Source organism: Staphylococcus caeli (genome assembly GCF_900097965.1).
Taxonomy (GTDB): Bacteria; Bacillota; Bacilli; order Staphylococcales; family Staphylococcaceae; genus Staphylococcus; species Staphylococcus caeli.
In genome coordinates this window covers 133,573-159,557 of record NZ_FMPG01000002.1, presented here as the reverse complement: position 1 = coordinate 159,557, position 25,985 = coordinate 133,573, and the positions used below count along the sequence as shown (strand labels likewise).

Below are 25,985 nucleotides of genomic sequence, written 5' to 3'. Positions count from 1 at the left end.
TAATATTAAGATTGCTAATATTAACGATTGTAATTTATGACGTTATTTTACATCATAGCCTTGATCTTCAATTGCTTCTGCCATGTCAGAATGAGAGATTTTATTATCATCAAAATCAACCGCAACATTACCTTGTTCTAGACTGACATTTGCAGATGATACGCCGTCAAGTTGCGTGAGGGCAGATTCAACTGCTTGTTTGCAATGTGCACAACTCATACCTTCTACTGTAATTGTTTTCGTTGCCATATGAATCACCTCCTTGAAATAAGTTATATAGTTTATTTTATACTTTAATATATTTAAATGTAATTCTAACTTTCTTGAAAATTAAATATTGAAAAGAGCTCTAATTGAAACAAATTGTTTCACAACTTGGGTTTGAGATATCTTTTTATGTCCCAGAGATATGTCTACAATTTCATACGTTTTAATCTAAGTGCATTTGTGACCACACTAACTGAACTGAGGGCCATTGCTGCGCCAGCGACCCATGGTGCAAGAAGACCAAGAGCAGCTATCGGTATGCCGGCGACATTATAACCAAATGCCCAGAAAAGATTTTGGCGAATATTACGTATCGTTAACTTACTTGCTTTGATTGCTTTCGGAATGAGTAATAAATCGCCACCAAGAATTGTAACATCAGCTGCTTCAATTGCCACTTCAGTACCTGTTCCAATAGCGATACCAATATCAGCTTGAACAAGTGCAGGTGCATCATTCACACCATCTCCGACCATGGCAACGGTATTGCCATCTGTTTGTAGCGCTTCGACGTGTTTAGCTTTTTCTTCTGGTAAGACCTGAGCTATAACAGTATCGATACCAACTTCATCTGCAATGGCTTGTGCAGTGCGTTGGTTATCACCAGTAAGCATAACTACATTAATGTTAAGGGCATGTAATTGTTCAATTGCCTTGTGGGCTGAATCTTTTACTGTATCAGCAACGGCAATTGTGCCGCGTAATGTTTGATCAATCGCAATATACATAGCAGTTTTACCCATATTTTCCAATTCTGATAACTGTGTTTCATCAGAATCGATAACAATATCATGTGTTTCCATAAACTTACGATTACCTACCATTATATTACGATGATTTATCGTAGCTTTGATACCATGACCAGGTACCGCTTCAAATGACTCTGTAGGTAACAATGTAATACTTTTAGTTTTTGCGTAATCTACAATGGCTTGGGCAAGTGGATGTTCTGACCCTTTTTCAGCACTAGCCAATAGCTGTAATGTTTCAGTGTCACCATCGAAATCTGTGACGACTGGTTTACCATTTGTGATGGTACCTGTTTTATCTAATACAATCGTATCAATTTGATGTGTACGTTCTATATGTTCGCCACCTTTGAAAAGGATACCGTTTTCGGCAGCTTTTCCAGTACCAACCATAATAGAGGTAGGTGTAGCTAAACCTAGTGCACATGGACAAGCAATTACTAAAACAGCAATGGCAGCGACTAATGCTGGTTCAAACTGACCTTGTTGGACTAATGTTATCCAGATAATAAACGTCAAAATGGATATACCGACGACAATCGGTACAAAATAACCTGAAATTATATCAGCAAGGCGTTGGATGGGTGCTTTTGAGCCTTGTGCATCTTCTACAACTTTAATAATAGAAGAAAGCGCAGTATCAGAGCCAACTTTAGTTGCTTGAACCGTAATCAGACCATTTTTATTAATTGTAGACCCTATCACTTCATCGTCTTGAGATTTATCAATAGGCATTGATTCACCTGTTAACATCGATTCATCGATTGAAGTTTGGCCTTTGATAATAATACCGTCTACAGGTATCTTTTCACCGGGCTTAACGATTAAATAATCGCCAACGACGACTTGTTCAAGTGGAATCATTTGTTCTGCTTCATTGCGTAATACACGCGCTTCTTTTGCTTGAAGATTTAATAATTCGCTAAGTGCATTTGTAGTTTGTGATTTTGCACGGGTTTCTAAATATTTTCCAAATAAAATTAAGGTAATTAAAACTGCGCTCGTTTCGAAATAAAGGTGTGGTGTGATACTTGGTTGGTTTATCCACTTAATCATTTCGTATAAACTATAAAAATAGGCTGTACTTGTACCTAATGCTACGAGTACGTCCATATTTGCTGAACCATTTCTTAAATTTTTATAGGCGCCAACATAAAATTGCCAACCAATAATAAATTGTACAGGTGTTGCTAAGATAAATTGAAACCATGGATTCATAAAAATTGCTGGAATGTGTATGCCGAAAAGGTGCACAAACATCGTAAGCAATAGTGGTACAGAAAGGATGGCAGCAATGACAAGTTTAATCAACTTGTGTTTTAATTCAACTTCTTTTTGTGAATGCTTTTCAGATATTTCTTGTTTAGGGCATGCATCATAACCGATTTTTTGAATTTTACTAATTAATGTATTAACGGATGTTGCACCTGGATTATACGAGATTGTTGCGTTTTCCGTCGTTAAGTTGACCGTTGCTTTAGATACGCCTTCCGTACGATTTAATACTTTCTCGATGCGATTGGAACAAGCAGCACATGTCATGCCTATTACATCTAACTCAACTTTTTCGTTTAACACACCGTAGCCTGTTTTTTCTACAGTTTTCGTTAAATCATTTGTTGTCGTGATGTCAGGGTTATATTTTATGGTTGCCTTTTCTGTTGTCACATTAACATTGGCCTCCACATCTTCCATTTTATTTAAGTTTTTCTCGATGCGATTAGCACAAGCGGCACATGTCATACCCGTAATTTCTAATGTTGTTGTTTTCTGTTCAGTCATGTACAGTTTCCTCCTTTCGAGGCCTGTTTAAGAATTTTTACATCATCAATATACCCCCTATAGGTATAAAAGTCAATATTATTGTTTATAAAAAATGCTGAGGCTAAGACAATTTAAATGTCCTAACCCCAGCATTCAAGCTTAAACTTATAATAGATGTTGTTGATTCACTTTGCTTAACTCATTAACAATCTTGCGACTATCTTTATTTAGATGTTGAATATAGACTGTGTTTTCTTTTTTGTGGTAATTTTCTATGAGCTGATCTATGGCATTAACTGCCGAATCGTCCCACACGTGCGCATCCTTGAAATTCAAATAAATCATTTGATTGTGTAATTCTAAATCAAGTTGATTCATTAAGGTGTCGATAGATACAAAGAAGATTTGACCTTTAATGTGATAATGAATTTCGTTGTCGCATGTTTCATGCTCTACAGTGACATTAGAAATTTTAGTCGCAAAACATAGCGCACTGACAATAACGCCTAAGATAACACCAAGTGCCAAATTGTTAGTGAATAATACGACAGCTACCGTTAAAATCATTACAAATGCATCTGACCGTGGGGCTTTTTTGATAAAGCTAAATGAACGCCAATCAAATGTTCCTACGGAGACCATAACCATAATACCAGCTAAAATGGGCATCGGTATTTGAACGACCCAATCTCCGAAGACAATGATTAAAATAATTAAAAATACACCAGCAGTGAAGGTAGATAGCCTCGTCGTGGCACCTGAGCGAACATTTATAACGGATTGACCGATCATTGCACAACCCCCCATAGAACCAAAGAAACCCGTGATGACATTGGCGATACCTTGACCTCTAGATTCTTGATTCTTACTACTATATGTGTCGGTAGCTTGGTCGACGATGCGCGCAGTTAAAAGACTTTCTACTAATCCAACAATAGCCATAGATAATGCATATGGGAAAATAATTTGAAGTGTTTCTAGATTAAATGGTACATCAGGAATGAAGAAATGTGGCAAAGCACGTTTGATTTCACCCAAGTCTCCGACAGTTTTAACATTGGCACCGGTTGCTAGATAAATAGATGTTAAAACGACGATAGCAATGAGTGGTGCTGGAATTTTATTAAATACATGTGGTAAGAGGTAAATAATAAGTAATGTTACGATAACAAATATATAGGTTGGAATAGATATACCAAAAATGTGCTTGATTTGTGTCATGAAGATCATAATAGCTAACGCATTAACGAAGCCAATCATAACTGAATTTGGAATGAATTTCATGAGACGTCCAATTTTTAGAATACCGAATATAATTTGTATAATACCCATTAATATTGTAGCAGCAAGTAGATATTGGACACCATGATCACGAACCAAGGGGACGATGACTAACGCAACGGAACCTGTCGCCGCAGAAATCATAGCGGGTCTACCACCGACAAAAGAAATGACAACAGCGATAATGAATGAGGCATAAAGTCCTACCATCGGATCTACACCTGCGATGATTGAAAATGAAATAGCTTCTGGAATAAGTGCTAATGCGACTAGAATACCAGCCAAAATATTCGTTCCAGGTGCTGTGAGCCATTCCTTTTTAAGTTTATTAAGCATCTTTGTAACTCCTCGTTTAAAATTGAACTAGACTATTATATCATAAGTTAAATCATGTGATTTACTAGTATAATGCTAAAATGAAATCGTAGTTTATACTTTGATGTTTGGTGTGACATGTTTGTCATTTTAATAGGTAGATTTGTTAGTTCAAACAAACGAGAAATAGATAATAAAACGTTAAGCTATGACTATACAGTAATTAAGGAGTGAGTGACATGTCTATATTAAAAGTAGAAGGACTAACGAAAAGTTATGGAAACAGACATCGCCAACTAGAAGTACTTAAAGGAATTGAGTTCACAATTGAAAAAGGTGAATTTGTGTCAATTATGGGACCATCAGGTTCTGGTAAAACGACATTATTAAACGTACTTAGTTCAATAGATTATATTACAAGTGGCACGGTAGAAATTAACGGTAATAAATTAAATAAAATGAGTAATAAAGCATTAGCAAATTTCAGAAAAAAAGAAGTTGGCTTTATTTTCCAAAATTATAGTGTACTTAACACGTTAACAGTAAAAGAAAATATTATGTTGCCTTTATCGATACAAAAAATGTCAAAAGAAGAAAAAGAGAGAAATTATAAAGAAGTTACGGAAGCCTTAGGGATTCAAGAACTTGGAGATAAATACCCAAATGAAATTTCTGGTGGGCAACAACAACGTACTGCTGCGGCACGTGCATCTGTGCATAAACCGGCTATTATTTTCGCAGACGAACCTACAGGCGCATTAGACTCTAAAAGTGCACAAGATTTATTAAACAGACTAGAAGAATTGAATGAAAATATGAATGCGACAATTGTAATGGTGACGCATGATCCTGTTGCAGCGAGTTATTCAAACCGAGTGATCATGTTGAAAGATGGCAATATTCATTCAGAAGTATATCAAGGAGAAGACTCAAACCAAGCATTCTATAAGAATATTATTCATATGCAAACTGCCTTAGGTGGTGTGGCACATGAGCTTTAATCAAATTGTACTTAAAAATCTAAGACAAAACGTGCGCCATTATGCGATGTATATATTTTCATTAATTGTCAGTATTGTACTGTACTTTAGCTTTGTGACATTAAAGTATACGGATAGTATTAATAATGAGAATTCTATGAAGATTATTAGTAAAGGATCTGAAATTGGAGCATATTTCTTATTTGCGATTATCATCGTCTTTTTAATGTACGCCAATCAGTTATTTATTAAAAGACGTACACGCGAATTTGCGTTATATCAACTCATAGGACTTACGAGAGGCAATATCCTACGTATGATTACGATAGAACAAATTGCTATGTTTGTGATGACAACTTTGGTAGGCATGGTTGTAGGTGTATTTGGGTCGAAAATATTACTGATGATTGTACTTAAAATACTAGGTATTAGTACAAGTGTATCTTTAACATTCCAATTTCCAGCCGTCATTCAAACATGTTTGCTAGTAGTAATCGCGTTGTTGCTCATATTAATTCAAAGCTTTATCTTTTTACGCAGACGTAGCATTTTATCTATGATGAATGATAGTTCTAAATCTGAAGCTTCAAAGAACAACGTCTCTATACTTGAAATCTGCTCAGGTATACTGGGCATAGTGATGATTCTCTTTGGTTATTACATGGCTACGGAAATGTTTGGCAAATTTGTGAATTTATTTATGTTCGCACCATTTATTATATTGTTTTTAACGGTTGTAGGGGCATATCTGTTCTTCAGAAGTTCAGTGTCTGTTATTTTTAAAACATTGAAACGAAGTAAACGTGGTAAGGTTTCAATCACGGATGTCGTATTTACGTCTTCGATTATGCATAGAATGAAGAAAAATGCATTATCACTAACGATAATTGCGACAATTTCTGCAGTAACGGTTACGGTGCTTTGCTTTGGTGCAATTAGTAAAGCAACGATTGATGACAATTTGAAATTGACCTCACCACAGGATTTTAATTTTTCTAAAAAGCATCAAGCTGAACAATTTGAGAAAAAGTTAGAACAAGCACACATCGGTTTTAATAATAAATATAAAGAAGTTTCCGAATTTAAAGTAACAAAAGACAGCTTCTTCAAAAAAGGACAAAGTATCGCAGGTCCACAAGCAATTAATTTATTTGTCACAAGTAATGAGTATATTAACGACAAGGCAGTTAAAGGTTCAAATGCTAAAATGGTAAACTTAGCTGCAGGTGGTGGCATTATTAAATATAATGATGAAGGCGAAATTCAATTAAATAGCCAACCAAAGCAAGTCTTCAATGTCAAAGATGCTACCAAAGATGTTTATTTTAGTAGTCAGACGAGCTTTGCAGGGCCGGTTATGGTAGTGAGTGCAGAAAAATATAACCAAATCAAGCCAGATGCGAAAGAAACACAACCTCAATATGGCTATGACTTGAAACATCAAAGCGATTGGAAACAAGCGAATAAGATTGCTAAGTCAATCAATCCGCACATACTTCCACAAAAGGTAGCGCATCAAGATATGAATGACTCAATAGGTATTGTATTGTTTGTCACATCATTTTTAGGATTAGCGTTCTTAGTGGCAGCTGGTTGTATCGTCTACATTAAACAAATGGATGAAACAGAAGATGAACTGCCTAATTTCCGTATTCTACGTAAAATTGGTTATACACATCAAGATATGTTGAAAGGGCTTGGATTGAAGGTCGCATTTAACTTTGGATTGCCACTGATTGTATCATTGCTGCATGCATACTTTGCCGCTAAAGCATTTATGTCACTTATGGGTGGCGCAACGATGTTACCAATTTACATCGTTATGATAATTTACTCCATCATATATGCAATTTTTGCAATTATGGCATTTATACATTCAAGTCGCGTTGTGAAACACTCAATTTAAATAAGTTTAATTTGAACACTGTAACGGTAACGTTGCAGTGTTTTTTAAATGATAAGAAAATTGCTTGCAATCTGATATGTGGCTTTTATGTTTGTAATTTTCATGAAGTGGTATCGAGCTATGAACAGATATAACAAGAAAGAGGTGCAGATAATGAATTTAACAGAATTTCACAATCAAATTAAAGGATACACACAGGATAGACAGCCGGGTATCCAAAAAGATATGGATCCACAGCCTATAACAGAAATGGATGAATATAAAAGTGCAGGTAAACTACAAGGCAAAGTAGCACTAATTACAGGAGGAGATTCAGGTATTGGGCGCTCAATTGCCATGTTATATGCTCGAGAAGGTGCACAAGTCGCGATTGGTTATTATGATGAACACGAAGATGCAGAAGTGATTGTGGATGCTATAGAAGCATTAGGGGGCACAGCTAAAGCCTACACGCATGATTTAAAATCAGTTGATGATTCACAAAAACTCATTGAGAACGTTGTGAAAGACTTTGGTGGCTTGAATATACTTGTAAATAACGGTGGTGTTCAATTCCCACAAGATCATTTTGAGGATATAACACCTAATCAAATCAAAGAAACATTTGAAACCAATATTTTCGGTATGATGTTTTTATCACAAGCGGCAGTACCACATTTAAAAGATGGAGATGCAATCATCAATACGACGAGCGTTACTGCATATCGAGGTTCTGCACATTTAATAGATTATTCAGCAACTAAAGGTGCTATTGTGTCATTTACGCGTTCGCTGGCAACGACACTAAGTTCACGAGGCATTCGAGTCAACGCGGTGGCGCCAGGACCAATATATACACCATTAATTCCTGCTACCTTCTCAGAAGATAAGGTTGAACATCAAGGTGGAGAAACACCTATAGGTAGAAGAGGACAACCGGCAGAGCTCGCACCGTCCTATGTATTTCTTGCGTCATATGCAGATAGTTCATATATTACTGGCCAAGTTATCCATGTCAGCGGTGGAGACTACATTACTTCTTAAAAAAGATGTTTATATAAAAGAAACAACGGACTATCTATTCTCAGGTAGTCCGTTGTTTTGTATGGATGATTATTCTATTTTAGGTCCTCAATTCGAATACATTCATCACATTTTTGAGCAATTGCTAAATCATGCGTTGCAATAATTATAATCTTTTTTTCGTCTAGAGCATTTAATAATTTATCAATTATAAGATTACTATTATCTTTGTCGACTGATCCAGTAGGCTCATCTGCTAATATAATTGAAGGTTGTTTGAGTAATAAGCGTATTAAAGCAATACGCAATTGTTCGCCCCCACTAAGTGTTGATATTTTTCTTGATAACTCAGCGTGTACTTGCATCTCTTCAAGGAGTTTCGTTTTCAATTTCAACTTTTGTTTTTTAGGATAACGTTTGTATGCCAAACCAATATCTAGGTTTGCGTCTATAGTCGCATTGTCAATGAGGCCATAATTTTGAAACAAATAACCTAATGTAGACTTATAAAAATTTCGATTTGTAATTAACTTTTTATTGCTAAAAAGAATTTCACCTGAGTTTAGTCTTTCAAAACCTGCGATACAATTTAACAAAGTAGATTTTCCAGAGCCACTGTATCCTATAAGTGAATATGACTTTCCTAGTTGGAAATTTAAATTTAAATCTTGAAATATGGTTGTTTGACCTTTAATTATAGATACATTTTTTATTTGAAGCATAACTATCACCTGCTTAATGAAGGGAAATTTTGTTTGCTAATGTATTCTATATTTTTTACATATGTACCCTTGTGATTTAGTTTTACATATTGTTTTGAAGGATCGTAGCCTCCAAAAGATAGTTTGTAATTGCGTTTTTCTCCTTGCTCAGAATAAATTGTCACGTTTTGATAGTATTGTGTGTTTGGTTTAACGATAGCATATGAAGTTTCGTTTTTTAAGAAGGGGTTAAACCTATCAAATTTATCAAATGTGAAAAGGAAAATAAGTAATAAAACCAAAATGATAGGGATACCTAATATAAACTTCTTATTCATAATTATAGCTCCTTTATCTTAATAAAGTTGGTATATTCTAATTTTTTAATGTATAACGATTGAATAAAAATTTGAAGGCATAGCAAGGTAGCAAATAATGGTACGACCAGCATATTTTGGATGGTTAGCAAAGCGAATAAGCCGACGATAATAATAATGCAATTGCTCCATAGCAAATAAAGATAATGATTTTTAAATAAGCTAAAACCGTGCATTTTTCGGATTAATAGCAATTTTTGATTTTTATTAAAATATTGATGAATATCGAATATAGTAATGAGTAGTAATGTTAAGAACGATAGCATAATTGAACAAATGATAACTAGAAATTTTATGTTAAGATCATGATATTCATTGAGTACGATTGATTTATAATTTGTAATGCCACTAATGACATTGGTTAAATCATAATGGTTTAAATAGTTATTGGTCATTTTTTCATTCTTGAACAAATAGCTTCCTTGTGAAACAGCAGCATAATAAAAATTATCACCTAAATCTTCAGCATTCACTAAAGCTATGATAGGACTATGCGCAAATGTATTTTTTAAATCGGACCTTGTATCAAATGTATATATTTCATAGTTTTTGTTTGATGACAATAATTTGATATCTTTTGTCTGATTCGAATTATTTTGTTGAAAACTTAGCCATGCTTTAAAGGAATTATGGATTTGCTGTTTCATATGATTTGTGTTGGGTGGTAAGAGCAACTCAACAGTATTAGATGATGTTTTATTAGAAAACTGATTTTGTAGCGTATCGTTATAAAAATGTATAAAATTTTCATTCACAAATACTACATTACCGTTATCGGGAGTAAAGTTTGTATGCTTTGGTCGATATATATTATTATTTTTAATTAATAAAGAATGATTACGTTTCTCGCTTATATTAATCATACGATGCAATTTTTTAGAAATATCTTCAATTTCAGACTCAGTATATTTAAAAGGTGCAATTTCAAGACAATAATAATCATCTAATTTATTCCAATAAGTTTTGGTTTCTTTTATTTGTGCTAGTGAATGATAAACGCCAATATTTTGAATAACTAAAAATATAAGCATATAGGTTATACATAACTTACTAAACACGGTTATAGTTCTAATTAAATGATATGGTTTCTTTCCTTTAATCGTTTGGGAAATATTAAGTCTTATATATAGTAGATAAGATATTAGTGAAATTATAAATAGTACGATGTATAAAGCTATAACACTCACTATAAAACGAAAGATAAATAAAGAAATATCTCCAATGAGTGATCTATTCGATAAGATAATAAATAGTAGAAATGTAGATATGAAAGATAAAGCACCATAGTATAAAATACTTTGTCTTGCGTTCTCAAAAATAATTTTCCTTATAGAATAACCATGTAATTTTTTGATAGCAAAAGACTTATATTGCATATTTGTTTTATGAAAATAATAAAATAGATATATAAGTAGTAATGAACCAGTAGGAAAAATGAGGCCTTTATCGCTGATTACGGACAAGAAAAGCATTACTTTATTAATTGAATACAGTTCTGAATGAACTCCTTTTTGTTGAAGTTGTTGATTCATATAATTGATGTTGAAATTATTACCGATAATAAAATAATTACCTCTAATGTCTTTAGACAGTATTTCGCTATATTTAACTAGTCGATAGTTTGGAATATTTTCATTCGTTTTGCTAAACGAATATACTTCTTTATTATTGGTGTGATGAGATGGTGGGATAGATTTATAAATTTTAATATGTTCTTTTTTAGCAACTGATTCAATTTTTTTGTAAACCTCATCTTTTGTGAATTGTCTGTCCCAAGATGTTATATGAAGTACATAGTTACTGTTAGGGAATGATTCTTCTGCTTCTTTTAGTGAAAAAATCATTATTAATACAGCTATTAAACAAAGAGTGACGATATCTAATAACAATTTAAATATTTTCATACAGAACCTCTTTATAATAGAGACTGAAGTATTTTTCATACTTCAGTCAATAATAGTCATTTTTTAAATGGTAATAGAATTTAATCAATAGAACTTATATAAAAAATATCAATGTATCAATAAACTTTATAATATGTTTGATTTCCCCAAAAAGCTATAGGGGCCGAAGCTCTTGCTTGAATACCTGGTCGTGTTTTACCACTGTAAGAAGTATATTTACCAACTGCTGTTGAGGCATGTGCTTTAGAATTGTGGCTATAGTAAGACCATACATAAGTGCTACCAATACCGTAATTCCAAACGCCACCTTGTGCGTAAATAGTAGCAGCTTTGATTAATGGAACGGTGCTTAAAACAAATGAGATAAACAACAATAAACTTATGATGAATTTTTTCATATGTAAAACCACCTTTATTATAATTTAATTATATTATAATAAAGTAAATGAAATTTGTCACTAATATATTTCAGAAAATTCTAATTATTATATTGTTAAATTTAACGCAAAAATAAAAGCAACGCATGCTTTTAAATAAGCAATACGCTGCTTCAGTCTGAAGGTTGTCTTGGATATTAATTGTAAAACTTATGCTGAAATCACTAGAAGTTGGCTATAAACTTTAAAAGAAATCTGAAGGGTTCAAGTTATCAAAATTCAAATTTTTCAAGCCGTCAAAATTTATATTTTCAATGCTTTGCAATGCCTCGCCACTTTTAACTTGATTAAAGTAATGCGTTGCCTCAGCAGCAACGTCATAGTCTTCAAATGTTTTTACGATACCGAGTATTAATATGACCGCTATCGCCCCTCTGAATAATATTTTCATATTTATTGACTCCTTTTATAAGTTTATATCATTATTCTAAACTGTTTTTCAGAATTTAACATGCGTCCATAGTATAGACAACTCATCATACCTTAGTAGTATAAGAGACTGTGTAGTTATAAACCAAATGCGATAGGTAACCAGAAGTATGCAAAGAATGAAATGATTATAATGGTGAATATATTTAAAATAAAGCCAGCTTTGACCATATCTTTCATTTCTAATTCATCCGAACTAAATACCGCTGCATTTGGCGGTGTAGAAATCGGTAGCATAAAGGCACAGGTTGATGAAACGGCTACAATAGCCATAATAATGAATGGATCTTGGCCTATAGCGGCAGCAAAACCAATACTAATTGGCATTAGCATATTGGATACTGCAGTATTTGACATTACTTCGGTTAAGAATAATATTGCAGTAGATAGTACGAGTACGATTAATATCAGTGGAAGCGGCTTGACGATGCCCATCATCCCGCCGAACCATTTTGTTAAACCAGAATCTTCAAATGCAGCGGCTAGGGATAAACCACCACCGAATAGTAAGAGTATACCCCAAGGTAATTTGGACATGTCGTCCCAAACGAGTAGTCCACCTTTCTTAGATTTGGCAGGAATTAGGAATAATATCACTGCGCCGCCCATTGCTATCATGGTATCAGTGACATGTAAGGATTCTGGTAATAGACCACCGAAGACCCATAATAGACTGACGAATAAGAAGACGAGTCCAGTTAGTTTTTCTTCTTTAGACATAGGGCCTAGCTCATGTAACGATTTTTTAGCGAAATCAGACGATATTTGATCGGCATCTTCAACTTTAAAGAGCCATTTTGTAAGTAAGAAATAAAGTACTGCTAAAAGAATGATAGTCAATGGCACTGCGAAAATCATCCATTGTGCAAAGGATACTTTTCTATCAAGACTTGAAGCAGCTACTGCGGCAAATACAGCATTTGGTACAGAACCGATTAATGTTGCTAATCCGCCAATAGACGCGGAGTAAGCGACCGTAAGTAGCAGAGCCTTACTAAATTTACTCGCAGATTCAGGTTTTAAAAATTGTGCGCCCTTAATTTCTTGAATCAGTGCCAATGCTATAGGTAGCATCATCAATGCTGTGGCTGCGTTCGAAATCCACATCGAAATAAAAGCAGTAGCAATCATTGTCCCTAGTATAATTCGATTGCTATTTGTCCCCATCATAGAAATAATCGTCATGGCGATACGTTTATGCAAATTCCATTTTTCAATAGCTAAAGCGATAATGAAACCACCCATATACATAAAGACGATAGGATCAGCATATGCGCTCGTTGCTATTGCTTCTTCGGTACCACCAGTTAGTGGCAACAGAAATAGTGGAATTAAGGATGTAGCTGGAATAGGAATTGCTTCAGTTATCCACCATGTCGCTACAAATAATGTAACGGCAAGTACTGCTCTTGGTGCATCTTCTAATCCTGTGATTGCAGGAATAAAGTAAATGATAACGAACAGTAATGGTCCTAAAATTAACCCGATCTTTTGTTTCATAAAAATCCCCCTTGTTGGTGTTGCTATAACAGTAAGAATATCAATTTCTTCACATATAAACAATTTATTTTCAGAAAATTATAAAAAATATGAAGAATATTGGTAAAATAGCTATAATTCAATGAAATATTGAGAGGAGATGTCAAATATGATATTAGGCACATTGATAGCCAAAGATGATACTTGGGTGCTGTGGGCAATTATTATTGTTTGGGCTACGATAAGTTTATTTTTAGAACAACGATTTCAATGGGCAAGTACAATTTCTGGGGCAATTATAGCACTGGTAGGAGCAATGTTGTTATCTAACTTTAAAGTGATTCCAACAAGTTCGCCAGTATACGATACAGTATGGGATTATGTTGTTCCGTTATCGATTCCATTATTATTGTTTAGTTCTAACATATTAAAAATTTGGAAAGAAAGTAGACGTTTACTGATTATATTCTTCATCGCATCTGTCGGTACGATGATAGGGACGACAGTCGCATTTTTAGTGTTGCACCAATGGATTCCATATTTAAATAAAATAGGTGCAATGATGACAGGGAGTTATATTGGCGGAGGTGTTAACTTTGCAGCGTTAAGTTCTAAGTTCGAAACACCGAGTGAAATAGTTTCTTCAGCAGTGGTGGCTGATAATAGTGTGATGGCATTATACTTTATGCTATTAATCGCGATGCCTTCACTACCTTGGATTAAAAAGTTTTTCAAAACAGATTATCACGAAACAAATTCCCCCGAAATGCAGCAGTCTTATTGGCAACCTAAAAAAATACAATTACTTGATATCGCTTTTTCTATAGCTAGTGCGATTGCACTTGTTGCAGTGAGTTTCAAAGCTGCCGAACTCATACAACAATTTGTCCCTAAAAGTAATATGTTATTCACAGTCATTGTGTCATTTTTTGGAGATCAATATTTGTTATTAACGACGCTGACACTTATTGTCGTTGCCATTTGGGGAGATTTTTTTGAAAAATTAGCTGGAGCATCTGAAATTGGAACATTTCTGATTTATATTTTCTTCGTAGTTATAGGGACGCCAGCTTCATTTGCGACAATCATCTCTACAGCTCCTTTACTGTTCATTTTTGTTATAATTATATTGGTATTCAATTTAGGTCTTAGCTTGTTATTAGGGAAAGTATTTCATTTTAAAATAGAAGAAATACTATTAGCAAGTAATGCGACAGCAGGTGGTCCAACAACTGCAGCTGCTCTGGCAATTGGGAAGGGCTGGACAGGTTTAGTTGGACCGATATTGATCATTGGTACGCTAGGTTATGTCATTGGAAACTATGCAGGAACATTAATGTATCAATTACTTAGTTCTATGACATAAACCACAGATACTTGATATTTCGCATAATAACTGAACTGGATGATTAAATTTAGAGTGAATAACTGGAGGCGATAAACATGACTGAAAAAGAGAAAATGTTAGCAGGCGAATGGTATGATGCAAATTTCGATTCGGCACTTGATGCTGAAAGAATGGCAGCTAAGGATTTGTGTTTTGAATTAAATCATACTAAGCCAAGTGAAAAAGATAAAAGGCATCAAATACTCAAGAAATTATTGAACTATGAACCACAATCAGTAGAACTGTTAAGTCCATTTCAAACAGATTATGGCTATAATATCTTTTTAGGGTCACGTGTTTTTATAAACCATGATTGCTATTTTATGGATGGTGGGAAAATATTTATCGGAGATGATGTGTTTATTGGTCCTAGTTGTGGTCTTTACACTGCGATTCACCCATTAGAATATCAATCACGAAACAATGGATTAGAACAAGCATTGCCTATTCGTATTGAATCAAATGTTTGGCTAGGAGCTAATGTAGTAGTACTACCTGGTGTTACGATTGGTGAAGGCTCAGTGATAGGTGCAGGCAGTGTCGTAGCGAAAGATATTCCAGCTAACGTGCTTGCATTAGGAACACCAGCTAAGCCTATACATGACATAAACAACCAATAAATTCTTAGCTTAAAGCGTGTGATATGAAAGTTAGCATTATACAAGTGCTACATTCATATGCATACGCTTTTTTATTATATTAATTACTAAATTGAATTTAAATTCATTTTAAACGAGGTACATAGATATATAGAAAAACCTTTTATAGGTAAATTGTGTAATATATTAAAAATGATTAAAAGTGTTTCGAAAAATATTCCGCGGAGCTTAAATTCAAAATAATAAAATAGTTCGGAATATAAAATGGATTTATGTTAATATAAAAATAAGTGAAATTGTATATTGGATAATAAATGCAATGATTAAGTAAACATATGTGATAGATACATATGAATGCTTTTGGACGTCACTTATTATGTTTGAAGAGAGATGGGGCATTTATACATGGATATAATCATAGGTACAGTATTCTTAATAGTAGTGTTAGCGTTATTCACACTATTTACATATCGCGCGCCTAAAGGTATGCGTGCAATGGGAGCTCTAGCAAATGCGGCTATAGCAACTTTTTTAGTAGAAGCTTTTCACAAATATGTGGGTGGCGATTTGTTAGGTATAAAATTTTTAGGGGATCTAGGTGATGCTGCAGGAGGTTTAGGTGGTGTCGCAGCAGCAGGTTTAGTCTCACTTGCTATCGGTGTATCACCAGTATATGCACTTGTTATTGCCGCGGCGTGTGGTGGCTTAGATTTGATACCTGGTTTTGTAGCTGGTTATGTGATTGGTTATTTAATGAAATTTGCAGAACGAAAAGTGCCTGATGGTATTGATTTGATTGTAGGTATTATCATCATTGCGCCATTAGCAAGGTTAGTGGCTACAGGTGTAACACCACTCGTTAACAATTCTTTGTTGAAAATTGGAGACATTATTCAAAGTTCTACTGAAGTAAGCCCAATTATTATGGGGATTATATTGGGTGGTGTCATTACAGTTGTTGGTACGGCACCACTAAGTTCAATGGCTTTGACTGCTTTACTAGGTTTGACAGGTATGCCAATGGCTATTGCGGCAATGGTATCATTTGCTTCATCATTTATTAACGGAACAATGTTTAACAAATTAAAGTTAGGTGATCGCAAATCTAGAATTGCCGTTTGTATCGAACCATTGTCGCAAGCTGATGTTGTTTCAGCAAATCCTGTGCCGATTTACACTGCAAACTTTATTGGAGGTGCATTAGCTGGCGCAGTGATTGCATCTTCCGGAATGATTAATGATGCAACAGGTACAGCTACACCATTAGCAGGATTTTTAGTGATGTTTGGGTTTAATGATCCAGTTAAGATCTTTATTTATGGGGCAATCGTAGGCGTGATTGGTTTGATTGTTGGCTATGTATGCTCATTACTTTTCAAAAATTATCCAATCGTCTCTAAAGAAGACATTGAGGCAAAATAACAAAAAACGCTTTGTTACACCAATTTTAAGTGTAGCAAAGCGTTTCTTGTTTATATTTAAGTGAACATTTAAGTTAATCCATTTTACCATGGCGATAGCTTTCATAGACTTTGTCGTATTTAATATGCCCGATGCCACCGACGACGAATTTTCCGAATTTAAATAGGTTAAGCACATAAGCTAAACAAATTGAAACAGTTACTGTAATAATAAAATTAAATGCTATATTTCTTAAGGAACTATCAGCTCTTAATAAACCTAAATCATGTACAAAGAAATAATGTATTAAATAAATGCAGAATGAATAGTTACTGATAAATAAGACAAATTTAGGTACATATTTTATATAAGATGAGAATAAGAAAAATAGTAAAATAATCATCGTTACATAAAAAGGAATATCAAAGCGTTTAGATTCAACCCAAGTACTGATACCTAATAAGTAATTTCCGATTAATATAGAAGTTGCGACTACCGCCCCAATGATAATGTGCCACGTGTATTTTTTTATGTTTGCCATGAGTGTCTCGTAGTAAATACCTGAATAAAAACCAAGTAAGAAATAACTAATCCATCCTAAGAATAACATCCAGCCTTCACGTTCCCAGAATAAACCTAATATAGGATTCTCTGACTGTGGTGCAAATTGTCTAAATGCCCAATACAATGTGGCAAATATTACAGCGCCGATAATGACTGGGATAGGTTTCCATTTGATAATATATTTAGCAAAAAATATATGTAGTATATAAAACTGGAAAATAATAACGATGAAATATGTTACTGCACCACCATGAAACATCGTGTCTGCAAAGTGTTGTATAAATTGCTCGAAAGTTTTTGATTCAAAATAAAATATTGAAATACCAATATTGATAAAAATATAAGGAATCCCAAGGTAAATAAGTTTATTTTTGAAAAAGCCAGGTTTTGTTTGTACGTGATAATTTTTAGCTAATAAAAATTCAGAAATAAAAACGAATAATGGCGTACTAAACATAAGCAATAATTGAATTACTCTGATAGTAGTACCATGACCAACAAAGTCCATTTTACTAAATGTTGTGGTAATGGAATGAATGAGCACAATACTTAAACAAGCAATTGTCCGCATCCAAAATATGACTGAGGTATATGTCTTCATAATAGTTTCCTCTCGCGTGTACTTTTAATTTGATGTTAAAATCATTTTAAAAATGATTTATTTTGCAATGTTAAGAATATCATATAACTATTATCGGAGTAATCGTTATTATTTAACAAATTATTAAATTTAATTGTAATAATTCTGTAAAGTTGCGATAAATATAAAATTTAATAAATGGTATATTAGAAATAAAGAGTGAAGTCTAAAACGATTAATTTTTATAAAAGTTTATGTAAGCGATTGCATTTATTGTGCGATACCTATACAATGACAATAAGAATGGAAGTTTTCCATTTAGTTTTCTATTTACAAACTTACATGGGGGTAGAAAAATGGTAGTTAATTATCATAACGAACCAGGCATTGATTTTACAGATAGTAAAAATGTCGAGTCATTTAAAGAAGCTTTAAAGAAAGTCAAAGGGGAATTAAACCAAAAGATTCCTTTAGTTATTAATGGGGAAGAAAAATTCACTAAAGATACGTATCAGTCTATCAATCCGGCAAATACGTCTGAAGTGATTGCAGAAGTTTCAAAGGCAACTCAAAAAGATGTAGATAGAGCATTTGATGTAGCTAATGAAGCTTATAAATCTTGGAAGAGATGGTCTCATAAAGATCGTGCTGAATTTTTAATTCGCGTAGCAGCTATTATTAGACGCCGTAAAGAAGAAATTTCAGCTGTAATGGTTTACGAAGCAGGTAAACCATGGGATGAAGCGGTTGGTGATACTGCAGAAGGTATCGATTTTATCGAATACTATGCAAGATCAATGATGGAACTTGCTGATGGTAAACCAGTGCTAGATAGAGAAGGCGAACATAATAAATACTTCTATAAACCTATCGGTACAGGTGTTACAATTCCACCTTGGAACTTCCCATTTGCAATTATGGCTGGTACAACATTAGCACCAGTGGTTGCAGGTAATACAGTATTACTTAAGCCAGCTGAAGATACACCATTAACAGCGTATAAATTAATGGAAATCTTAGAAGAAGCAGGTTTACCAAAAGGTGTTGTTAACTTTGTACCAGGTGATCCAAAAGAAATTGGGGATTATCTTGTTGATAGCGTACACACACACTTTGTTACATTCACGGGTTCTCGTGCTACAGGTACTAGAATTTTTGAAAGAGCAGCAAAAGTACAAGATGGACAACAATTCTTGAAACGTGTTATTGCTGAAATGGGCGGTAAAGATGCGATTGTTGTAGATAAAGATATTGATACAGACTTAGCAGCTGAATCAATTGTTTCTTCAGCATTTGGATTCTCAGGTCAAAAATGTTCAGCATGTTCAAGAGCTATTATTCACAAAGATGTGTATGATGAAGTTTTAGAAAAATCTATTGCTTTAACTAAAAACTTAACAGTTGGTAACACTGAAAATAACACATACATGGGTCCAGTTATTAATCAAAAACAATTCGATAAAATTAAAAACTACATCGAAATTGGTAGTAAAGAAGGTAAGTTAAAACAAGGTGGCGGTACAGATGATGCTACAGGTTACTTTGTAGAACCTACAATTATTGCTGACCTTAAATCTAGCGACCAAATTATGCAAGAAGAAATTTTTGGTCCAGTTGTTGGATTTGTTAAAGGCAAAGACTTCGAAGAATTATTAGAAATTGCTAATGATACAGATTATGGATTAACAGGTGCAGTAATTACGAATAATCGTGAAAATTGGATTGAAGCGGTAGAGTCATATGACGTAGGTAACTTATACCTAAACCGCGGTTGTACGTCTGCAGTTGTTGGATATCACCCATTCGGTGGTTTCAAAATGTCAGGTACAGATGCCAAAACAGGTAGCCCAGACTACTTATTAAACTTCTTAGAACAAAAAGTTGTTTCTGAAATGTTTTAATTATAGATGAAAAAGCACTGCGCAATTTTTGCGCGGTGCTTTTTTAATACGTACATTTAAACATCGTGTACTTTTATATTAATCAGTTTTTGGAAAAGTACATCAACCTCGGAGGCTGGTAAATCAATATGGTTTTCATTAATCCATTCAAGAAAACCGTATAAACTAGACCCATAGACGTAAAAAATAAGTTCAGGTGGCACGTTCGCATCTACAGAAAGTCTGTGTTCATTTTGTTTAATATCTGCTTGTAATTTGCGTATAAAATAATTGGAAATTGTACGTTCGAATTCTCTGTCATCGCATTGTTTATCGCCAACACGTTTCAACTCGTCGATATCATTTAATGTTTGTTCCATAGCACTAAAAGGATGATTAATGCGTTCTTTGATATCCATTGAGAAAAAGTCTTTAGTGATTTCTGTAATTAAATAAATCAGTAAATCATATTTATCGTAGAAATGTTTATAGAACGTTGTTCGATGCGTTAATGCTTCGTTGCAAATTTGGTTCACAGTAATGCTTGTAAATGATTGCTTTTCTAATAAAGTATAAAGACTGTTGGAAAGTGCGCGTTTCGTTTTGATTACGCGTAAATCTTTTTCATTCATTCTACAATTCTCCTAATCTGTAGTTTAAATAGACATATTAGAATATTTAAATCTTTTATTGATAGTACGCAGCGTTTATCTTGGGTATATAAATAATCTACACAGTATATTTAAACTATAACGTTGATTAATTGAGGAGGCAATAGTTTGGCAAAATTTTTGTATAAATTAGGTTCGTTTATAGCGAAACATAAATGGTGGAGTGTTATAGCATGGGTTGTACTACTTGCTGCAATTATTATCCCTTTAACAGTGAGTGCGCCTAAGTTCGATAACGACATTACCATGAATGGTTTGCAATCGCTAGATACGAATAAGAAAATTGAAGATGAATTTAATCAAGATAGTGAAAAAGCACAAATTAGAGTTGTATTTAAAAGTGATTCCGATAATGGAATTGTAAAACAAGGTATAACAAAAGATATAAAAAATACCCTGAAAGATATTAAGGATGATGACAAAGAGATAAAAAATATTTCAGATCCTTATGAAAATAAACAAATTAGTAAAGATAAAACAACAGCATTCGCAGATATAAATTATGATGTCTCTGCAACGTCGATGACTCAAAAATCAAAAGATAATGTTCAAGATAAAGTAAATCAGTTAGAAGATGATCATAACGTTAATGTTGAACTTATGGGTACTGGTATGGAGTCAACAGAAATGGGTGGATCTTCTGAACTTATTGGTATTATCGTAGCCTTTGTAGTGTTATTAGTAACGTTTGGGTCATTTATCGCAGCAGGTATGCCGATTATCAGTGCATTGCTCGGTTTAGGAACGGGTGTCGGTATTATTTCATTACTCACATATGCGTTTGACATTCCCAATGTTACGTTAACCTTGTCTGTAATGATAGGCTTGGCGGTAGGTATTGATTATGCATTGTTTATACTATTTAGATATCGTCAAATTATGAAGACAGAAACGAATCATATCAAAGCAGTTGGTCTTGCGGTAGGAACAGCAGGAAGTGCCGTTATCTTCGCAGGCGTTACCGTAATCATTGCTGTATGTGGACTTTCATTGGTAGGGATAGATTTCCTAGCTGTAATGGGATTTGCATCAGCAATTAGCGTCCTTGTTGCGGTATTGAGCGCATTAACATTACTACCAGCATTGATTAGTATTTTCCATAAACAAATTAAACCAAAACATACGAAATCTGAATTTGATGATGATGTAGAAACAAAATGGTCTAAATTTGTAGTAGGAAAACCATTGGCTGCAGTATTAATTGGCTTAATTATTCTAGTTGTAGCAGCAATTCCTATCAGTAATATGAGGTTAGGTATTCCAGACGATGGTATGAAACCAGAGGATAGTACGCAAAAACAAGCTTATGAAATTATTTCAGACAAGTTTGGTGAAGGTTATAATGGTCAAATTGCTATGCTTGTAAATGTCAAAGACCAAAAAGATAACCCTCAAGCATTGCAAAGAGATTTACAAGCTTTAACAAAAGATATCAACAAGATGGATAATGTAGACATGGCAACACCGCCACAATTAAGTGAAAATAAAGATTATGCTTTAGTGGCAGTCATTCCTGAAAAAGGTCCGAATGCCGAATCTACAAATGATTTAGTTCATGACTTAAGAGATTATAATAAGGATGCTAAAGATAAATATGGCTTCAAGACAGAAGTTTCGGGTCAAAGCGTCATTAATATTGATATGTCACAGAAATTGAATGAAGCTATTCCATTATTCGCAGGTGTTATCGTTGCGTTAGCGTTTATATTATTGATGGTGGTTTTCCGTTCAATTATTATTCCATTAAAAGCGGTATTAGGTTTTGTACTATCACTTGTAGCAACGCTAGGATTCACAACATTAATCATGCAGGAAGGATTTATGTCTAGTCTGTTTGGTGTTGATACAACTGGACCATTACTTGCATTCCTACCTGTAATTGCGATTGGTTTGCTATTTGGACTTGCGATGGATTATGAAGTCTTTTTAATGTCTCGTATTCATGAGGAATATAGTAAAACACATAATAATGAACATTCTATTAAAGTAGGCATTAAAGAAAGTGGACCTGTCGTTGTGGCAGCTGCATTAATTATGTTTAGCGTATTTATTGCTTTCGTTTTCCAAGACGATGTCATGATCAAATCAATGGGTATAGCACTTGGTTTTGGTGTACTATTTGATGCATTCGTAGTTAGACTATTACTCATCCCAGCGTTGACACAATTATTTGGTAAAGCATCATGGTATATTCCAAGCTGGTTAAATAGAATATTACCGCAATTTGATATCGAAGGGCATGCGTTACAAGATCAAATGCCTTCATCGCGTACACAATCAACTTCAAAACAGGTAGCCAATGAAACGTATGATCGTTCATTTAGTATTCAATCTCAGACTAAGGCTTCTCAGTCTAAACAATTTACGATTCATACAGATGAAAAAACGCATATTTTATATAATGAAATTGCACATCAAGCAGTGCATACAGATTTCTTATATCAAGCACTGAAAGATTATCAAATGGATATGCAGCAGTCATCGCAACAATTAGCAAAAAATAAATCTAATGATGACGATGATGAACAAATGAATGATAAAGATATTTATGCATTATTAATGCAACAAAGTGAAAACATTCGAAAATTGAATGAGTTAATCGAGTATAAAATTAAAAACAAATAGAGCGTAGGAGCGGAACCATGAAATCAAAGTTAACAACTGATTTTGTGGTTTTCGTTTTTTTATGTAGTAAAATACAACTTGTTTGTACAAATATGTAATTGTTTTTGTCTAAAATTCAACAATATTCAATAATATATAGTAATAATGTGAAATTTTATTTAAATTAGATTCAGTAAAGGGGTGTCATATGAAAACATTATATGATGTAGAATTTAATTTGAATACTGATGGAAGACTTGCTGTCAGTGAAGGTTTACGTATTGTACTTATCTTGAAAGGTACGATAAAAGTTAGTAAATCAGCAACTGTGATGAACTATCAAAAAGGCGACGTGTTTATCATAAACTATAATGAGCAATATCAAATATTGAAGCATACGGATGCCATAGTTATTTCAATTTGTTTAACGGAATCATATTTAAGAAAATATATGTATGACTTTCAAGATAGAGAATTTATATTAAATCGTGATACATTGCAAGATGTTATATACCAACAATGTGTGAATGCAATTGCTAAAATAGGCACAGTGTTCATCAGAAAAGGTGAGTTTTATAAACTGTACATAGAGCAACAATTAATAGATTTGGTATTTATTTTAACGCGTTATATACCAACGATTGATAAAGAAAAATCCTTGCTTTTAAAGACAGATCAAAGGTTAGATTATGTTTGTGATTATATAGAACGACATTACGCCGAGCATATTAACCTTACAGAAATGGCAGATAAAGTAGGTTTAAGTACGACATATTTATCAAAATTATTTAAACAACAAAAGAAAATGGGATTTAATCAATATATTAATCACATTCGTTTAGAACACTGTAAAAATGACCTAGTAGAAACGAATGAAAGCATCACAACCATTGCATATAAAAATGGTTTTAGTAGCTCCAATATATTATTAAAACATTTTAAGGCATCGACAAATGAGACGCCTTCAGAGTTTAGGATGAAATATCAAAATAAATCACAGAAAATCGCTCATGATGATAATATACAAAATGCTACATATCAAACATATTTATATTATTTGTCGCTCTTTATCAATCAAAATATTGGTGATATTGTACAGTCGCCAGATGCGCAAAAAGTATTAGATATTTCATTAGCAAAAACTAACAAATCAATTTCTCATTTTCAGCATGTGATTCAAATTGGGTATATAGAATCATTGTTAATGCAAAGAGTTAGAAAGCAACTGATAGAAGTTAAAAAATTGTTGGGTGTGAACCACGTTTTAATCAAAGATCCAATTGAAATTGGTCATATTAGGCGTTCGAAAATAGAAAGTGATGAAATTATTCCTAACATCCACTCTTACATGGAGATTGATGAAGCGATTAATTTTTTAATGACGCAGCAAATTGGATTAGGAATAGAATTGAAACCACCAAGAAGTGCCACTAATTTTAACGAATATTATAAAGAAATGGGTTACTTTTTAGAACATATATTTAACGCATTACCAGATAGTGAAGCGCTCAATTGCATTATTTATATTCAATGCACAGATGAGGTGACATTTAAAAAAATAGTAGACTTGTTTAATAAATATTTTGATAATTTGAAAATCGTATTAAATGTGAATATTGACCATTTGTCCACAATACATGAAGTGGAAAATATATTGAATAATGACTATTATTGCATTGATAACATTGCTTTTTCAGCTAATCAAAATGATATGATCGATTTCAAATCTATAGAAGGCCAACAGTATGAAATGGCAAAGCGCCATATTTTCGTGCAATATAATAAGATTGTTGAAACATTGAAGTTAGAACAAAATAGAATTCCGTTCATTTTGCTCAATTGGAATACATTAACTGGTGATACACACCTGACAAATGGGGAGTACTTTAGAGCAGGGATTATTTTTGAGCAACTGATTGAGATGAATGATTCGATTCAAATGATTGGTTATTGGTTGAATTTTGAGCTACATCAACAGTTTCAATTGAATGATACCAGCACCCAGTTAACTGGAATTGAACTGTATCATCAATTTGATGGAAAAAGGCCGGCATTTTTTACAAGCTCATTTTATAAAAGACTACTTAAAGATGTGCTTTATCAAAATGAAAATTGTATTGTGTTGGGGTCCTATGATCATTTTCAAATTGTGATGTGGGATGCAGAACATTATAATCCTTACTTTGTATTAAATGATCAGAATCAATATTTAACACATAAAGAATACCGACTCAATGTGAGACGTATGGTAGCAGGAACGTATAAAGTTAAGCATCTAACCTTAGATAAAAATAATGGTGCATTGTATACGGTCTGGCAACATTACAATACACGACATGGTATGGATGAGGAAACGATTGATTATGTGAATCGTATATCTTATCCAAAGATGGAAGTTAGTGAAGTTAATGTACAAGATGCAATCACGTATTATTTGAAATTGCAGACAAATGCAGTTCAAATTATTGAGTTTAAAAAATATCGATAATTTTAAAATTGGAATGAAAAACACTTATAGAGCACAGAGCTTTATAAGTGTTTTTTCTAATTACTGTAAACTGACTTAATAAAATAACAAAAAAAGCACTTCTCTTTTTGTCATCATTTAAATATAAATGGAATAAACAATGATTAAGTGATAAAAATCACAAATAAAGCATATAGCCAAATATAGATAAGTACTAGACTAAGTTTAGAGAGGATAGCAT

General features: G+C 33.4%; 20 protein-coding genes. 9 read left to right on the top strand and 11 right to left on the bottom strand.

Annotation, left to right across the window (positions count from 1 at the left end; translation table 11 throughout):
• Positions 1-42: 42 nt before the first annotated feature.
• The 3 genes from copZ to BJS11_RS03655 form a co-directional block, all read right to left on the bottom strand.
• Positions 43-249: a copper chaperone CopZ gene (gene copZ / locus BJS11_RS03665; protein WP_069994578.1), complete on the bottom strand. Its 207-nt coding sequence runs from the start codon at positions 247-249 to the stop codon at positions 43-45.
• Positions 250-413: 164 nt separating this feature from the next.
• Positions 414-2,798: a heavy metal translocating P-type ATPase gene (locus BJS11_RS03660; RefSeq protein WP_069994577.1), complete on the bottom strand. Its 2,385-nt coding sequence runs from the start codon at positions 2,796-2,798 to the stop codon at positions 414-416.
• 147 nt (positions 2,799-2,945) lie between these two features.
• Positions 2,946-4,397: a SulP family inorganic anion transporter gene (locus tag BJS11_RS03655; RefSeq protein WP_069994576.1), complete on the bottom strand. Its 1,452-nt coding sequence runs from the start codon at positions 4,395-4,397 to the stop codon at positions 2,946-2,948.
• A 218-nt stretch (positions 4,398-4,615) separates the two neighbouring features.
• On the opposite strand from BJS11_RS03655, the gene BJS11_RS03650 reads away from it, so the two are divergent.
• The 3 genes from BJS11_RS03650 to BJS11_RS03640 all read left to right on the top strand — a co-directional run bounded on the left by BJS11_RS03650 (position 4,616) and on the right by BJS11_RS03640 (position 8,285).
• Entirely contained in the window at positions 4,616-5,377 is a 762-nt protein-coding gene (locus BJS11_RS03650) for an ABC transporter ATP-binding protein (protein ID WP_069994575.1), read from the top strand.
• Positions 5,367-7,262: an FtsX-like permease family protein gene (locus BJS11_RS03645; RefSeq protein ID WP_069994574.1), complete on the top strand. Its 1,896-nt coding sequence runs from the start codon at positions 5,367-5,369 to the stop codon at positions 7,260-7,262. The genes BJS11_RS03650 and BJS11_RS03645 overlap by 11 nt, the downstream gene beginning before the upstream one ends.
• 153 nt (positions 7,263-7,415) lie before the next feature.
• Positions 7,416-8,285 carry an SDR family oxidoreductase gene (locus tag BJS11_RS03640; protein ID WP_069994573.1) on the top strand — a complete coding sequence of 290 codons (870 nt, stop codon included), beginning with the start codon at positions 7,416-7,418 and terminating at the stop codon, positions 8,283-8,285.
• Positions 8,286-8,359: 74 nt separating this feature from the next.
• Here the strand turns inward: BJS11_RS03640 and BJS11_RS03635 are convergent, their stop codons facing one another.
• The 6 genes from BJS11_RS03635 to BJS11_RS03610 form a co-directional block, all read right to left on the bottom strand.
• A complete protein-coding gene (locus BJS11_RS03635; RefSeq protein WP_069994572.1) occupies positions 8,360-8,986 on the bottom strand; it encodes an ATP-binding cassette domain-containing protein in 627 nt (208 codons plus the stop codon).
• Between the two features lie 5 nt (positions 8,987-8,991).
• A complete protein-coding gene (locus BJS11_RS03630) occupies positions 8,992-9,303 on the bottom strand; it encodes a YxeA family protein (protein WP_069994571.1) in 312 nt (103 codons plus the stop codon).
• A 2-nt stretch (positions 9,304-9,305) separates the two neighbouring features.
• Positions 9,306-11,246 carry a DUF1430 domain-containing protein gene (locus BJS11_RS03625; protein ID WP_069994570.1) on the bottom strand — a complete coding sequence of 647 codons (1,941 nt, stop codon included), beginning with the start codon at positions 11,244-11,246 and terminating at the stop codon, positions 9,306-9,308.
• Between the two features lie 116 nt (positions 11,247-11,362).
• A complete protein-coding gene (locus BJS11_RS03620; RefSeq protein ID WP_069994569.1) occupies positions 11,363-11,644 on the bottom strand; it encodes a lactococcin 972 family bacteriocin in 282 nt (93 codons plus the stop codon).
• A 223-nt stretch (positions 11,645-11,867) separates the two neighbouring features.
• Positions 11,868-12,074, bottom strand: coding sequence for a cell wall inhibition responsive protein CwrA (cwrA, locus tag BJS11_RS03615; protein WP_069994568.1), 207 nt, complete (start codon positions 12,072-12,074; stop codon positions 11,868-11,870).
• A 116-nt stretch (positions 12,075-12,190) separates the two neighbouring features.
• Positions 12,191-13,612 carry an SLC13 family permease gene (locus tag BJS11_RS03610; protein WP_069994567.1) on the bottom strand — a complete coding sequence of 474 codons (1,422 nt, stop codon included), beginning with the start codon at positions 13,610-13,612 and terminating at the stop codon, positions 12,191-12,193.
• Between the two features lie 148 nt (positions 13,613-13,760).
• On the opposite strand from BJS11_RS03610, the gene BJS11_RS03605 reads away from it, so the two are divergent.
• The 3 genes from BJS11_RS03605 to BJS11_RS03595 all read left to right on the top strand — a co-directional run bounded on the left by BJS11_RS03605 (position 13,761) and on the right by BJS11_RS03595 (position 16,999).
• The gene (locus tag BJS11_RS03605) at positions 13,761-14,957 is read left to right on the top strand and encodes a DUF819 family protein (protein ID WP_069994566.1); all 1,197 of its coding nucleotides are present in this window, start codon (positions 13,761-13,763) and stop codon (positions 14,955-14,957) included.
• A 77-nt stretch (positions 14,958-15,034) separates the two neighbouring features.
• Complete coding sequence (locus BJS11_RS03600; protein WP_069994565.1) at positions 15,035-15,598, top strand: sugar O-acetyltransferase; 564 nt, start codon at positions 15,035-15,037, stop codon at positions 15,596-15,598.
• A 384-nt stretch (positions 15,599-15,982) separates the two neighbouring features.
• Entirely contained in the window at positions 15,983-16,999 is a 1,017-nt protein-coding gene (locus BJS11_RS03595; protein ID WP_069994564.1) for a PTS sugar transporter subunit IIC, read from the top strand.
• A gap of 73 nt (positions 17,000-17,072) precedes the next feature.
• Here the strand turns inward: BJS11_RS03595 and BJS11_RS03590 are convergent, their stop codons facing one another.
• A complete protein-coding gene (locus tag BJS11_RS03590) occupies positions 17,073-18,143 on the bottom strand; it encodes an acyltransferase family protein (RefSeq protein ID WP_069994563.1) in 1,071 nt (356 codons plus the stop codon).
• 335 nt (positions 18,144-18,478) lie between these two features.
• On the opposite strand from BJS11_RS03590, the gene pruA reads away from it, so the two are divergent.
• Entirely contained in the window at positions 18,479-20,023 is a 1,545-nt protein-coding gene (pruA, locus tag BJS11_RS03585) for an L-glutamate gamma-semialdehyde dehydrogenase (RefSeq protein ID WP_069994562.1), read from the top strand.
• A gap of 56 nt (positions 20,024-20,079) precedes the next feature.
• On the opposite strand, the gene BJS11_RS03580 is transcribed toward pruA, so the two are convergent.
• The gene (locus tag BJS11_RS03580) at positions 20,080-20,634 is read right to left on the bottom strand and encodes a TetR/AcrR family transcriptional regulator (RefSeq protein WP_069994561.1); all 555 of its coding nucleotides are present in this window, start codon (positions 20,632-20,634) and stop codon (positions 20,080-20,082) included.
• Between the two features lie 147 nt (positions 20,635-20,781).
• Here BJS11_RS03580 and BJS11_RS03575 point away from each other — a divergent pair, with 147 nt between their 5' ends.
• The gene (locus BJS11_RS03575; RefSeq protein WP_069994560.1) at positions 20,782-23,298 is read left to right on the top strand and encodes an MMPL family transporter; all 2,517 of its coding nucleotides are present in this window, start codon (positions 20,782-20,784) and stop codon (positions 23,296-23,298) included.
• A gap of 187 nt (positions 23,299-23,485) precedes the next feature.
• On the top strand, positions 23,486-25,765 hold the full coding sequence (gene aryK, locus BJS11_RS03570; RefSeq protein WP_069994559.1) for a transcriptional regulator AryK: 2,280 nt from the start codon (positions 23,486-23,488) through the stop codon (positions 25,763-25,765).
• The last annotated feature ends 220 nt before the right edge of the window (positions 25,766-25,985 follow it).